We start from the raw sequence: 14993 nt of genomic DNA on the forward strand, positions 1-14993 counted from the left end.
CTGGGCAACTACAACATCACCTCGAACACGGCTCTGTTCACCATCGGCAAGGCGACTCCGATGATCACGTGGACGACTCCGGCGGCGATCACCTATGGCATAGCACTCAGTGAGACGCAGTTGAACGCCAACTCCGACGTTCCCGGTACCTTCACCTTCATGCCAGCAGCGGGCACGGCGCTGAATGCGGGAGCGAACCAGACGCTCTCGACGACATTTACTCCGACTGACACGACCGATTACACCACGCAAACTGCGAGTGTGACCATCACGGTGAATCAGGCTTCTTCATCGATCGCGTTCACCAGCTCGCAGAATCCGTCGATGGTCGGCATCTCCGTCACGTTCACGGCGACCGTTTCCAGTCCTCGTGGCACGCCCACAGGGACAGTGACCTTCAACAATGGCAACTCCAGCCTGGGCACGGCGCCGCTGGCTTCCGGCCAAACTGCTTTCAGCGCTTCCATGCTTGCCTTGGGAACGCATTCGATCACGGCTGTCTATAGCGGAGATACGAACTTCCTGTCGAGCACATCTTCCGCGCTGAGCCAGATGGTAACGCCGCTAACCGGCGCGACTGGGCCGCTGCGGGCTCTCGCCAGCAACCCGCGCTATTTCACAGATGGTAGCGGGAAGGCGATTCTCCTCTCTGGTTCCCATACTTGGAATGATTTCCAGGATATGGATCAGAGTTCTTCGCCGGCGGCCTTCGATTTCAATGGTTACGTAAACTTCCTGAAGGTACACGGTAACAACGTGACCATCCTTTGGAAGAAGGACTTGCCCACGTTCTGTAACTGGGGCGCAGGAGGAACTTGGCATGTTGTGCAATTCCCGTGGCAGCGCACGGGAAGTACGAACGCGTCTGACGGCCTTCCTGCTTTCGATCTCGCGAATTTTGATCAGTCCTACTTCGATCGCCTCCGTGCTCGAGTGCTGCAACTGCAGCAGAACGGTATCTATGCGATTGTTCAGCTGTTTGACGGCCTACAGCTGACCGATAACCGTTGCGCTGGTGATGGGTATCCGTTCAGCGCAGGCAATAACGTCAACAACGTAGACGATGGCGGCGGCACCGGCTCGATGACGATGACCGCGCCGAATGCGATCACCGACTTCCAGGATACATATGTAAAGAGGGTTATCGACACACTGAACGACTTACCGAACGTGCTCTGGGAGGTTTCGGAAGAAGCACCGATCAATTCTGGAAGCTGGTGGCAAGGACACATGATCGACTTGATCCATAGCTATGAGTCGACCCAGTCTATGCAGCATCCAGTCGGGTTCCCCACCCTCGACATCAACAATGGATCGCAGGATTCCACGCTCTACAACAGTAAGGCTGACTGGGTGGCACCGAAAGCCAGGATTTCTCCCACGAGCAGTTGCGGCACTTTAGGCACGCCGCTATGTAAGGTGGACATCAACGACAGTGATCATTCCTATTTCGGGATGTGGAAAGACAACGTTCAAGCCAACCGCAACTACCTTTGGGAGAATTTTGTTAATGGAAATGGTGTGATTTTCATGGATCCCTACTCCGTCTTTTGGAGTACCGATAACCGGAATCTATGCCGTAACCCTGTGAACGGAGTGTGCGATGCCCCGGATACGCGCTGGGATAATCTCCGCGACAACATGGGGAAGGGTATCGTGAGCTATGCGAACCGGATGAATCTGGCGGCGATGAGCCCGCACCCCGAGCTGTCATCAACCGGCTTCGCGTTGGCGAATCCTGGAGTGGAATACCTCGTCTACGAGCCCGGTTCTCCGAGCACGTTTACGGTAAGTCTCGTGCCTGCGACTTACATCTATGAATGGTTCAATCCAAGTTCGTTAACAGTAGCTTCGACAGGAACCATCACGGTCAGCGCGCCCGGCAACCAACCATTTACGCAGCCCTTCAGCGGAGATGCAGTCCTTTATCTGGTTGCTATCGCCGCTGCCGATACTCAACCTCCTTCCGCGCCTGGCAGTTTGACGCTCAACGCGGTGAGCGCAACCCAACTCAATTTGAGCTGGACAGCGTCTACCGATAATGTGGGGGTTACGGGCTATTTGGTTGAGCGTTGTCAAGACGCGGGTTGCACGAACTTCGCGCAGGTCGCTACACCCTCGGCTTCAGTGACTGCCTACAGCGACACGGGAATTCTTTCGAACACCACCTATGCCTATCGAATTCGCGCAACCGACGCTGCGGCGAACTTCAGCGCATATTCGAATGTGGCTAGCGCAAGCACGCTGGCGGTTGTAGCAATTGCTCCGGGCACGGCTACTTTGACACTTATTCTCACTCAACAATTTTCCGTGAGTGGCAGCGGCCTCACTTGGTCAGTGGATGGCGTGGCTGGTGGTTCGGCTGCGACTGGGACGATTACTACCACTGGTCTGTACACTCCAACGCTAGGGTCCGTAGGCGCTCATACCGTAACTGCGAGCTCCGCCACGCCGCCGCAAATTGGAAATGCGACTGTGTACGTGACGAATTATCCGGGAACCTACACCAGAGACATTGACAAACTCAGGACGGGTCTCAATCCAAGCGAGACTGTACTTACTCCGAACAACGTGAGAGTGGCGCAGTTCGGAAAACTGTTCAGCTATGCGATCGACGGAACCGCCGACGCTTCGTCTCTATATGTCCCGAATGTGAACATTCCCGGAAAGGGTCCGCACAATGTGGTCTATGTCGCGACAGAGCACGACAGCGTGTATGCATTCGATGCCGACGGACGTCAACCTGATCCGCTGTGGCATGTCACCTTCATAAATGGGACGACCGTTACCACTGTGCCCCCGAACGACACAAACGAATGCTGCGATATTTCTCCCGAAATCGGAATTACTGGCAGTCCCGTAATCGATCCCACGACTAACACGCTGTATGTCGTGTCCAAGAGAAAGGAGTTCCAGGATACCGGCATTTACTGGTTCCATCACCTCCACGCCCTCGATCTCGCGACGGGAACGGAAAAGTTCGGCGGTCCCAAAGAGATTGAGGCTAGCGTGCCAGGAGACGGGGATGGAGCGTTCAATGGTGTAATTAGATTCCAGCCCTTGCATCAGAATCAGCGCGCGGCGCTGCTGCTGGACAACGGTATCGTGTACATAGCTTTCGGCGCTCACGGAGACAATAGACCGTATCATGGCTGGATTCTGGGGTACGACGCTTCCACCCTGGAACAGGTCATGGTCTTTAATACGAGTCCCAATGACCCGGGGAACCGAGGCAGTACAGGCGGCGGTGAAGGTTCAGGCGTGTGGCAAAGCGGAGACGGTCTGGCAACCGATTCAACTCACGACATCTATTTCGTTACCGGAAACGGCCTCTTCGACGCAGACCAGGGAGGGTGGGACTTCGGCGACAGCTTTCTGAAGATCAGCCCCAGCGGCTTGCTTCTTGATTACTTCACGCCGCACGATCAGCAATTAATGAATGATGACGATATTGATCTTGGTTCAGGAGGAGTTCTGCTGCTGCCAGATCAGCCCGGCCCGCATCCGCACCTGGCCATCACAGCCGGCAAGAACGGAACGATTTATCTGGTAGACAGGGACAATTTGGGTCACTACAACCCGCTCAACGACAATCAGATTGTGCAGAGCATTGTTAACATCTTTCCTCATCACAACCTCTCGACCGGAAATTTCAAGGCTCCGGTTTATTGGAATGGGCGTCTCTTCTTCAGCGCTGACGCAGATAATTTGAAGAGTTTCACCTTAAACAATGGACTGATGTCAATCTCGCCTACTTCCGTGTCGTCGCTCTTCCTCAACTATCCGGGCGCCACTTTGGGAGTCTCTTCCAACGGAAACGCTAATGCGATCCTGTGGGCTGTCCAACGGGTTGACTACGATCCAGAAGGAGGCGGAGTCCAAGGTCCCGGATCGTTGCATGCATTCGATGCGACTGATCTCACAAAAGAGCTTTACAACAGCAATCAGGCCAGCGGCGCACGCGACGCGCTGGATTTCACAGCCAAGTGGTCAGCTCCCCTCGTAGCCAATGGTAAGGTCTTTGTTGCGACTAACGGACAGCTCGCCGCGTTTGGATTGCTGCCCTGACGCCGACGGCGGCTGCATCTTGCAGCAAGTCCTTCGACGTTCCAAATCAGGATTCACGGGCTGTTAGTGACACTTGTAGCCGTACCGCCTTCATTACTTCATTCCATTATGGGAATGGCCATTGAACTGCCCGCCATCCTCAGCCCAACACACGGGCTCAGGATGTCAGAATTTCTGCAGACTACGATCAGCCATCTAGACTGCACTGCCACGCCTTGGACTACAATTTCCCTATGCAGTTCCGTACGAATGTCTTACTACTCGGTGTCCTATCCACAGCATTGTGCTGCAGTGGCATAGCCCAGAACTCGGCCGAACACAAGAAACCAGCCCCCCAAGCCTCCGACCCGCTTCCGCATTCCGACGATCAGCAACCCGCTCCGCCGCTCGGCGACCACGAAAGCTCGAGCAAGCAAACCCAGATCGATATCTCGCCGCCGGGAGACGACGCCGCCAAGCATCCTGATAGCGAGGTGAACGAAGTCAGCGAGATGCACCAATGGAATCCGCACAAGGCGCAAAAGGACATCGAAGTAGGCGAGTTCTATCTAAAACGCAAGAACTATCGTGCCGCCGAAGACCGCTTCCGGGAAGCACTCCTCTACAAACCCGGCGACGCCATCGCCACCTATCGCCTGGCTGAAGTGCTCGATCTGCAGGGCCAGTCTGGAGAAGCGATAAAGAACTACGAGACCTATCTGAAGATTCCCTCCAACGACAAGTTCGCCCCGGACGCGAAGAAAGCGCTAACCCGGCTGGAGACAAAGACAAATCCGGCCGCTTCCCAATAAGGGATTAACATCCTTCGAAAACGCTTACGGGCTTGGTTTGTTTCAGGGGATCGATTCATAGAGTTTGTGAGAATCGAAAGCCTGTAGTGCTGGGCCCTCTTTTGAGCGAAGGATTTCCCGCGATGTGCCGGAATTAAATGCGGCGTCATGGCTCTTTGGCAGGATCTCTTGCCGAAAAGCCGCGACACCGCATTTATCTCCCAATCATCTCGGGAGGTCCTTCGCCCAAAAGAGGGGCTCAGGATGAAAACCGTTGGGAATTCAGCGCACTTCGCTATCCCTCATGATGAACCCTCCGAGGGAGTACCGATTCACGACCAAAGCGTCACATCTTCTTCGCCGCCAGCTCTTTCTGCACCTTGCCCCGAACAAAGGCATAGTTCAGTGCGGGAAGCGAATTGAAATCCGCCACTTTCTTCGCGTACTCCTGCGCCTTGGCTGAGTCGCCCTTCACCTGATAGGCCTGACTCAAGCGGTACAGATTCCGAGGATCCTGCAGGTTCGCCTGTTCGAGCTCTGCAATTGCTTTGTCGTAGTCTTTTTCCGCGAATGCGATTCTTCCCGCCAGCTCGTGGGCCTGCCTCAGCTGCCCCGGATTCTGCTGCGCCTCACCACCCTGGCGAAATTCCTCTGCATTCTTTTTTGCCGCCGCGATGTCTTTTCGGGCAAGCGCGAGCGTGGTCGCACTGAATTGACGCTGGAGCTTCGCATTCTCCTTGATCTGCTGCGAGAGTCCGGATGCCTGGACGACCTGCAGAGAGCGGTCGTACTGCTGAGCGGCCGCGTCGTAACGCTGCATCTCCGAGAGGATGTTTCCCTTGGCCTGCAGATCTCCCGCCATCGCTGCAGCATCGTTCTTTTTCTCGGCGATTACGTACTGTTTTTCGATGGCTTGCAGGGCTTTCTCCGGATTGCCGCTGTCGGCCGCCAGCACCGCCATCCCGAAATACGCCGTGCGGCGTTCGCCGTCATTGCGCGCCTGTTCGGCCATCTTCTGCAGCTCGCTGGATGCGGCGTCAGCTTTGCCCTGGTACATCAAGTCTGCGCTGATCCCAAAATGGGAAGCATTGAAGTGAGGATCGATCGACAGAGCCTTGCGATATTGCGCAATCGACTCCTCGAACTTGCCCATCTTTAACAGAAGTTCAGCATAAGAGTCATAGGGATTCGGATCGTCGGGAATCAGCTCAACGTATTTCTTGAAGGCATCTTCAGCCTTCGCATAATCTCCCTGCTGACGGTAGGCATAGCCAAGCAAGTTGTAAGCCGGCGAGTAATTCGGAGCTATCTCGGTTGCCTTCTTGTAATGCGCGAGCGCATTTTCGTAATCCTGAAGCCCAAAATAGTATCCGCCAAGGTTGAACTGCGCGCGCTCATCTTCCGGGTATGCCGCCGCCAGCTTGTCGAGCAATTGCTTCTGCTCCGCCGGCCGGCCATTCGCTCCCGCCTGATTCGCGAGAATCAGCAGTTTCTCGCCTTCCGACACCTTGTCGGCCAGGCTCACCGCCTTATTCAAATGCGCGAAGAAGTCTTTCGCTGTGGGAGCGCTGTTCGCCCGCGCTAGCTCCGCCGAGGCAAAGTTTGGATCCAGCGCGATGGCTTTATCGAAGTGCTTGAGAGATTCCTGAGCCAGCAGCTTCTCGAAAACATCGCGCCCCGCCAGGAACTCCTTCCTGGCCTCTTCGGAGCTGGTCGTAATCGGAATCTTTCCATTCTGGGAATCAGGAGAGGCAGCGCAGAAACCAGTAACCGCGCTGAACAGTAGAATCGCACCCATGACCGGGGACGAGAATCGCTTCGAACGCATAGAGACACACCTCCATCAATTAAGTTTTCGAGCAGTAGTTCGCTTTCAGGTCAACCAGACGTGCTCAGGCGCTAGTTTGTTACCCGATTTCGGACGTCAACACCAGCATGTAGGGATAACCACATCAATGGAAGGGACGGCCAACGGTTTGGCCGATTAACGAGGGTGTGCGGAAGAGCGCCGATAGTCATCCGGAAAATGCGCAGTCTCGAAGGCAATTGAACACGGAGGAAACTGAGGAAACTGAGGAAGGTCGAAAGGCAAAAATATTAGTTGCTAAGTCTTCGCTTTTGACTTTTCCTCAGTGCCCTCCGTGTCCTCCGTGTTCAATGCCTTTGACTTTTCTTCAGCGTCCTCCGTGTTCAATGCTTTTGACTTCGTCTACTTGCAATTCGCTAGGCAATCCCTTACTCGCTGACTGCAATAGTTTGCACATATTGACCAATCACCTGTGAACCAGCCATCTGAGAGGTTTGCCTGGCAGGGCGCCCGCACCTCCGGGGATTTGTTGAAATCAAAGACTTTAATACTCCCTAACGTGCTCTCACGTGCCGCCTTCGATGGCAGGCCGATTGCACCAAAGTGGGAGAAGATCTCGGAAGCAAATCAACAGTGGGAGCGGTTGGGCTCAGGTATGCGTAGTGGAAGTACCGTACGCGCACTAGGAGTACCGCGCGATTACCGCGTGGACGCAATTCGGGGTCTCGTCCTCGTTGTCATGACATGGAGCCACTTGCCGCCAACGGTATTGTGGCGCTTTGTCGTCCAGCCCTTCGGAATCGTCAATGCGGCAGAGGTATTCGTCTTTGCCTCGGGACTGGTAACCGCATGGCTGCTTGGTAAGCTGCTTTGGACTAGCGGAGTTCGGGCAGTCATCCGCAGGGCGTTCAGGCGTGCCGGCCAGTTGTATCTTACTCACTTGTTGATGGTGCTTCTGCTGTTTTGGGCCGCGCGCGAAGGCGTTGTTCCGGCATATCTACCGATCCACTCGAATCCGGTCGTTCTTCTGTTCAACGCGGCGATATTCAAGCTGCAGCCGACGTTCCTCGATATCCTGCCGATGTATGTGTTGTTCCTGCTGGGCGCTCCCATTGTGCTGGCTTTGCTGGCGCGACGAAGAGCGGTCCTGGTGGGCTCGCTCAGCGTTGCGTTGTGGGCGGTCTCGTGGTACGTACCTCAGTTAGCTCATTACACCTTCAATATCCTTGCCTGGCAACTGATGTTCGTTTCGGGAATGATTGTGGGGTATTGGCGGCTGCAACACGGACGCTCGGTTTCCCTTCCCCGGGCTGTGGTAGCAGCTTCGTGGGCCCTGGTAGCCGTCTTCTTTGTCCTGCGGCACTGGTCTTTCTTCCACCTTCACTTCCCCGGCGCTATCGGCCAGGTGATCGTGTATCACATTGACCAGCGCCATTTGCTGCTGCCGCTTCGCTTGCTGGACTTCGCTGCAACAGTCGCAGTCATTGCCTCCATTCCACGTACCGTCGACCGGCTGATTCCCCGGCTGCTTTACCGTGGCTTGGCGCTGCTGGGGCAGTCCTCGCTGCAGGTGTACGCATGGACGGTGTTGATCGGCTATTTCGCGCGAACCAGGCTGATCGGCTGGGCAGCACTGACCAACGCCGAACAACTCATGTTGGCCGCTGTGTTCGCGTTAAGCCTCTTTGTGCCGGCCCTGCTGCATCGCCAGTGGAGAAAAGCTCTGAAAGCATCGGAGGCGAAGCCTCCGTCGATCGTACCCAAAGTGCTGCCTTCCCCTGTAGAAGTCGCGGAGAAGAGCGCTATTGCCGGAGCGCGGGCCTAGAGGAATTCACGCAGCCGCGGATCACGCGAAGACTTCACCGACCAACACGGATTCCAGGATTGCATTGCCACCAGCGCTAAACAATTCGGGAATCTCTAAGTGGCTCTCGCGCAATGCTCGAGTTCGCCGCTCGATTCTTATCGCGTGATGGCAAACACAACGTTGCGCCGCATGTTGCCATCCGGCCCCGGACGATCCATCTCCCTCAGAAATTTCGCCCCAATCTTTTCCAATGCTCTTTGCGAGCGCAGGTTCTTCTCTCCCACAATGAACACCACGCGATGCACAAATCGCAGCGCGTGCTGGATCATCAGCGATTTCAGTTCACGGTTGTACGCTCCACCCCAGAACGCCCTTTCCAGGAAAGTCCAGCCAATCTCTACTTCACCCTCGTCGCGATTCAGGTTCCAATAGCGAGAACTTCCAATGATTCGACCCGATCGGCGATCAATTACCGCAAAGGCGCCCTTGGACTCAATCGCTCCAGTGAAGAACCGTTGAAAGACTTCGGGTTTGTAGCGATCATTTTCTGGATGCTGTTCCCAGATGAGCGGATCACTGGCTGCGGCAAAAAGAGCGTCAAAGTCGCCAAGGGCGAGCGGGCGTACCTCAACCAGGTGGCCGATTAAAGTTGGTTGAAGATCAAATTCCATTGTGTCAGTTGAGCACTCCAGAGCATCGGTTTGAACCCATGCATTTTCCGCGAAGATCCATGTTGGATTCTGGTGTTGCTGTTGTCTTGGTAAGTTTAGCGAATTGCCGCCGGCCGCCGTATCGATCGCAGCTCTGCGGGAAGTGACTTCGCTGATGCCGGGAGCTCCGGTTTATGCAGCTCGCGCCTGATCGACTTTTTCCATGCGGCGCCCACTGCTTGCCAGCCAGGGAAACGTGAACAGGGCGGCGGCCGCCGCGGTCGCGGAGCCGAAGATCACAAATATTCCGAAGCGCTGCGTAGGCGGAAAATTCGATAGAAGAAAGATGCCGAAGCCGCAACAAATCACCAGCAATGAAGTTCCAATCGGCTGCCAGAGGTGGGAGCACGCCTTCGACCATGCGCTCCAGTCGAGGGTACGGTTTTCGCGTCGGGCAAACATGGTGAGATAGATCATCGCGTCCACACCCATGCCCAGGTCGAGATTGGCGGCGGAAGCAGTGATGAAGTCCAGCGGCATGCCCATGTAAGCGATGTATCCTCGGACCACTACGGGAATGATGAATAGGCTCACCAGCATCGCTCCTGCCACTCGCAACGATCGCGAAAAGGCAAATCCCATCACGACGAAGATGCCGATCAGAATCAGCACCCCGGAGATGATGCTGGAGGTCACCAGCCGTGCCATTTGATCGAGCAGACTGTAGGTGCCTCCGACCAGCACCACGCGGAACCCGTTGCGCTGCACGATTCCCTTCAGCCGCTCGATGACCTCGCCCCGCGTACCCCTTCGCTGCGTCTCGTGCATGCGCAGCAGGTATAGAGTTCTCTCCCGATCGGCGGTGACCAGCTGGCTGGAGATTTCGCCGTACTTCGGCTGGTCGAGGATCTTGATCTCCTTCTCGGTCGAAAGAAAGATCGAGAACCAGGGACGCTTGGCCTCGCTCAGCACAACAGGAAGCGACGACACCTGCCCGACGGCTGGGTCCTTCTCGAGCGCTTCCTGCAGACCCCAGAGGCGCTTGTAAGCCTCCTTGGTGTTCAGAGGCACGCGCTGACGGTCTTCAATCATGATTTTCAGTGGACTGCTGCCGCCGGTCCGGTCGACGAAATCGAGTCCAGTTCGAATATCGCTTCCTTTTTTGAAATACGAAGGCAGGTCCGGATCGGTATTCAGTCGCATCAGACCCAATGCCCCGATCACAGTGAACACAGCCATGGCCGCAACGATCAGCCCGTGCCGCTCGGAAAAGAAAGATCGCATGCGCGATTCGAATGCCTTGGTCCACCGCAGTTCGCTCGGCGGCGTGGCTAGCTGCAGGAACCACGGATAGATGGCGTACGCTGCGAGGAATGCCATCGTGGCTCCAATCGCGCCTGCAATTCCCAGATGGCGCATCGGAGTTGACGGAACCAGCAGCAGGCTGATGAATCCGAGAAACATGCAGGTGCTGCTCCAGAACGAGGGTGTGACTGTCTGCTTCACCGCTTCCCATACTGGTCCTCTTCCTTCAGCCTGCCGCTCGCCGCGAATCCGCTTCCAGTTGAAGGTAAGGAAAACCATTGGGGAGAGCGTCATCACGAACACCATGGTCGAGAGATTGGCGGTAAGCGGTCCAATGGGAATATGCAGCATCTGGTTCGCAAGCAATGTGCAGGCACTCGAATCGGCACAGGCGATGAAGGTCCCAAGCAGAATCCAAAGCGAGCGGAAGATCAGGAGCAGCACCACGCCGAAGATACACACCGCCGCCAGACTGAAGACGCGCAGGTCGCGAGCCAGGTTTCGTGCAATCAATTCGCTTACATATGGCACGCCCGAGATCACGACCTTGAATCCCGGCCGCTCGAACCGTTGCTGCACAGCCTCAATTCTGTGAACAGTCGCCTCACTCACATTCCTCTTCAGGATCACGAAGATGTAACTCGCCTTCTGGTTCTCGGCGATCAGGAGCCGTCTCCACAAACGACTCTTCAGCGCATCGTCAATATCCTTCGGCCCGCGACTGAGCGACTCAATGCTGCTGACCCCGGCCACATTCGCCAACTCGTCTGAAAGCGCTGTCACACGCTGTAAGTAAGGCAGAGACCGGATGTCCCCAGCCACGGCAACGATGAGCTGCGGCGGTTCGGGAAACAACTTGAGGATCTGATTGTCCGCCCGCAGTTGCGGATCCTGTTCTGAAAAGAAAAAGTTTTCGCTAACCTTGGGTTTCAAATCGACGACACGGAAAAATATCCAGAGGAGCAAGCTGGTTACAGCCAGGCAGATAATGATCGGAACCGTCGCCCAGCGAAAGCCGGTACCTTTAACCAGGAATAAATGCGAATTCTTAGGCGCTGTCAAAACGGCTCTCTCTCCCTACCAGCATTCCATGAAGCCAAAGCCTTTCAATCGCGATGATGACGATTGCTGTAGGAAAAGAGGGTTAGTCGAAGCGTAAGGATGTCTTGGATCTGCTGGAGACGGGTACTGGACGGCAAAAATCGGCGTTATCTTAGTTTCCCAGTGCCTGCGCAAGCGGTGAGCAACGATTCCAATTCAGGCGGTAGCGTATTGCCTATCGCTTGCTTGCTGCTGTTGTTTCCTTGACAGGGGCACCGAAGAAGTTTGGGTCAAAGGTTACGGTCGCTTTCCTGCGCAAGTCCTCGACTATCTGCTGGGCGACTTCTGGACGGAGTCGACGCTCCAGCTCCGGGCGCAGCTCTTCCAATGGCCGTGCCTCCTTGGTGTCCACTCTGATCAGGTGATAGCCAAACGGGGTCCTCACCGGCTCGCTGATCTCGCCTACCTTGAGTGCGAAGACAGCTCTATCAAACTCCGGCACCATTTGTCCGTGGCCGAAGACATCCAACTCTCCTCCTCGTGCTGCCGAGGCCGCATCATCGGATTCTTTGGCTGCTAATGCGGCGAAATCAGCGCCGCTGAGGAGCTGTTTCCGCAATTGCTCAACCCTGGCTAGCGCCTCATCTTCAGTAAGGTCTTTTTCGCCTGCTTTGACGGGCGCTACTGAACCCTTCACCCGCACAAGGATATGACGCGCGTGAATTTGTTCGAACTGCGCCTTGTGCTGTTCGTAATAGGCCCGCAAGGGAGCTTCGTCCACGCTCGCGTGATTGGTAATTTCAGTGACCGCGGCGGCAGCCAGGTGACCCATCGTTTGAAACTCTTCCTGCGATTTGAAAACGCTGGATTCATCTACCTTGAGGTGTTTACCCTCCTGCGCGAGTACGAGCACCTTAGCCACGTTCTCGGCAAACGCCTTGCGTCCCGTACTTCGCGCGCCGGCGCGATACTGCTCAGGAATGCCTTCGACAATGGCATCGAATTGCGCGGCTGTCAGTTTGATGCTTCCCACCGTGAGCACCACCTCATCCGCCGGAACTGATGGCAGAGCCACGGTCGAAGTTCTTGGGTTCGGTTCTGGTAGCAGTGCAGGGTTAGTAATTGGGACCTGCGCCAACAAAGGAAGTTGGAACCAGATAAGAAAGTTGGCGAAAAGCAGTGTTCTCTTGTTGAACATACTGGTTTACCGTCACCGGTCTCCAGGCATTGTCATCCCGCTTCACAAGCAGATGGGAAAACCTGTGGAGCGTCGAAGTTAAAGGCGTGGCGCTGGCGAGCGCGCGCCACGCGTTTGCAGTTATCTCCAGCCCGCGAACTAGTCGCCGTAAGACAGGCAAAGACCGAAGAAGTTGAAAGTGCACATTTTGGGGACACCGACAGCGTCCCACGCATCGCGAACCTGCGCCCAAACCAGGCTGCCACGTCCGTAGTTGTCACCAGCAGCCCAAATGGTTTTTTGCCGCAGTTCCGCAAAACCATCAAATGGACCCATATATACGCGCTCCGCCCGCCAGAAGATGTTGGTCGCTGCAGAGGCGCCGATTCCACTGGGATATGCAGTCATGCAGAAGTAACCACATCCTCCTTTGGAGATGATGTAGAACGCGTAATTGGAAATCCCCGAATTGGTGTGAACCCCACCGTTGTCGAGGCCTCCGATCTGACGGTTCTGATAGAAGCGTGGCTGGTTGCCCGATTCGGGACTGTAGAAGTAACGCAGCGCGTCACAATTACCATTGCCCGGCGTCCACGCCAGTTCCCCCATCTTCCACGTGTTCAGGCCGCAAACATAGTAAGGAGTTTCCCCGTACCAATACCTTTCCGTCATGGCACCCATGATGTCTGAAAACGACTCGTTTACCGCGCCGGATTCATCTGCATACACCAGGTTGGCGGTGTACTGCGTAACCGCATGCTGCCACTCGTGCGCGACGATGTCGAGGCTTGTGAGGGGACCTGAAGTCACGTTGTCGCCATCGCCAAAGTTCGTCGCACTACCATCCCACCGCGCATTTACCCAATTCGTCATTACGTGGTTCCGAGCGCTCACCAGTGGTCCCAAGCCATCAACGGAACCGTAGTAGCCCGGTCCGCCAAAACTATCGGGACCATTCCTGCCCAGCACATAAAACTCAAACGTGTAAGTCTGGCGACTCGCGAGTGCAACATCGGCGTTGGTAGACTCGCGATCGGAGGTGGCGAGGTTCCCAAAGATCACACTCGGGCTGAAGGCCTGGTAGGTGCTTGATACAGTGTTGTAGTTGTCAAACGTCCCCCACCGGGTGCAGGTGTCGTTTAATACATATCCGCCGAAGGCCGGAAACATCTTGAAGTACGAGCCAAAGCCATAGAAGAAGCCAGAGAACAGCCCCTGATAACCCTGGTAAAGGGTGGCGCCCAAGCCGTCGACACAAACAGCCTGATCGTTGTCGTAAGCCTCGACAATGTTCCCATTTTGGTCCACCCAGGCATGCAGCTGAACCTCGCCTTGCGCAGAGTGTCCTCTTACTACTACGTGATACGTCAATTTGCGTTTTCCCGGACCATCACCAGGATGGATCTCCAGGGCTGCAGTCGCAACCGGTAACTTGCCGCTGTCGACGAGCAACGAGCTGTCGGGACGATTCGAATTCCCGGCAGTTGCTGCGCCATTGTCGACGTCGGCGCTGTCTTCGATCTCGCCGCCTTTTTGCTTCAGCATCTGCTTGAGCTTTTTCTTGGCGATCTCGATTGCCTTCTGTTGACTTAGAGCCGGAGTTGTATCCACCTCTGGATCGTTCAGATACTGTCCGGACCAATGCGAGGCGTCCGCAGCGCCTTCCACAACGTTAATTTGCAGATGGCCGCGCCGAACTGGAATGCCATTGAACATCTGCGTCAACTGGCTGTTCCACTGATTTGTGTTGTCTTTGAACAAGCTGGTCATGGCGAATTCTTGCATAGGATCCTTCATCGCCATCTTGCTGCCGAGATTCTTAACCATCCATCCCATGATCACGTTCTTAGCCGCCGCATTTTCCTGGGCTGTGGTTGCCACTTCGGTCGGTGGATTATGGGTTGAATCAATGGGAGAGGGCAGTAGATCCTGGCCATAGGAAAGCATTCCAAACGCCATTATGAATGTCGCGAGCGTCCCCATGGTTTGAGTTCGAATTCCAAGCCGGGCCAGTAACATATGTGTCTCCTTTTTCAGGGCACAGATAAGTGGCGTTGAGGTCGCGCACCAAAGTGCCGATTTGGGCCAACAGTCTCTTAGCCGAATGAAGTTCCGTGAGAACTCGATCTCTAGCCGAAGAGCGAGATTTTCACTCGATCTCTTATGTAAATTCCGTGGGTTCGAAACCAGGGCCGCTAGTTGGGGACTTGCTCTGCTTGTGGGGGTAGAAGCGGGGAAAGTAAGCTGACGATACTACCTGCCGGAGCATTGTCAAGGCAAAATTCGCGGTGTGAGCTGTGCAAATCTTCTTGTTGTCGTTGCAGGCGCGGAATTGATTGACCCACTCTCTGAGTAACAACTGCTGAGT

The 14993-nt window shown here is 55.4% G+C and carries 8 protein-coding genes; 3 read left to right on the forward strand and 5 right to left on the reverse strand.

What is annotated here, in order from left to right:
• Both DMG62_17695 and DMG62_17700 read left to right on the forward strand, forming a co-directional pair.
• Positions 1 to 4068, forward strand: a 4068-nt coding sequence (locus DMG62_17695) for a hypothetical protein (GenBank protein PYY21555.1), incomplete at its 5' end; no start/stop codon positions are given.
• Positions 4069 to 4283: 215 nt separating this feature from the next.
• A complete protein-coding gene (locus DMG62_17700; protein ID PYY21556.1) occupies positions 4284 to 4859 on the forward strand; it encodes a hypothetical protein in 576 nt (191 codons plus the stop codon).
• A gap of 325 nt (positions 4860 to 5184) precedes the next feature.
• On the opposite strand, the gene DMG62_17705 is transcribed toward DMG62_17700, so the two are convergent.
• A complete protein-coding gene (locus tag DMG62_17705; GenBank protein PYY21557.1) occupies positions 5185 to 6666 on the reverse strand; it encodes a hypothetical protein in 1482 nt (493 codons plus the stop codon).
• Positions 6667 to 7204: 538 nt separating this feature from the next.
• Here DMG62_17705 and DMG62_17710 point away from each other — a divergent pair.
• The gene (locus DMG62_17710; protein ID PYY21558.1) at positions 7205 to 8470 is read left to right on the forward strand and encodes a hypothetical protein; all 1266 of its coding nucleotides are present in this window, start codon (positions 7205 to 7207) and stop codon (positions 8468 to 8470) included.
• Positions 8471 to 8607: 137 nt separating this feature from the next.
• On the opposite strand, the gene DMG62_17715 is transcribed toward DMG62_17710, so the two are convergent.
• From DMG62_17715 to DMG62_17730, 4 genes are all read right to left on the reverse strand, one after another.
• Positions 8608 to 9123 (reverse strand): N-acetyltransferase, encoded by a 516-nt coding sequence (locus DMG62_17715; GenBank protein ID PYY21559.1) that lies wholly within the window; start codon positions 9121 to 9123, stop codon positions 8608 to 8610.
• A 171-nt stretch (positions 9124 to 9294) separates the two neighbouring features.
• Positions 9295 to 11469, reverse strand: coding sequence for a hypothetical protein (locus DMG62_17720; protein ID PYY21560.1), 2175 nt, complete (start codon positions 11467 to 11469; stop codon positions 9295 to 9297).
• Between the two features lie 214 nt (positions 11470 to 11683).
• Positions 11684 to 12646, reverse strand: a complete 963-nt coding sequence (locus DMG62_17725; GenBank protein ID PYY21561.1) for a hypothetical protein — start codon at positions 12644 to 12646, stop codon at positions 11684 to 11686.
• 138 nt (positions 12647 to 12784) lie between these two features.
• Positions 12785 to 14644, reverse strand: a complete 1860-nt coding sequence (locus DMG62_17730) for a hypothetical protein (protein ID PYY21562.1) — start codon at positions 14642 to 14644, stop codon at positions 12785 to 12787.
• Between the last annotated feature and the right edge of the window lie 349 nt (positions 14645 to 14993).

The organism is Acidobacteriota bacterium (genome assembly GCA_003225175.1).
Taxonomy (GTDB): Bacteria; Acidobacteriota; Terriglobia; order Terriglobales; family Acidobacteriaceae; genus Gp1-AA112.

What these genes read in the sequence shown, in the direction of transcription:
- DMG62_17715 (PYY21559.1), bottom strand. Translation starts at nt 9,123, where the DNA reads ATGGAATTTGATCTTCAACCAACTTTAATCGGCCACCTGGTTGAGGTA.
- DMG62_17730 (PYY21562.1), bottom strand. Translation starts at nt 14,644, where the DNA reads ATGTTACTGGCCCGGCTTGGAATTCGAACTCAAACCATGGGGACGCTC.
- DMG62_17705 (PYY21557.1), bottom strand. Translation starts at nt 6,666, where the DNA reads ATGCGTTCGAAGCGATTCTCGTCCCCGGTCATGGGTGCGATTCTACTG.
- DMG62_17725 (PYY21561.1), bottom strand. Translation starts at nt 12,646, where the DNA reads ATGTTCAACAAGAGAACACTGCTTTTCGCCAACTTTCTTATCTGGTTC.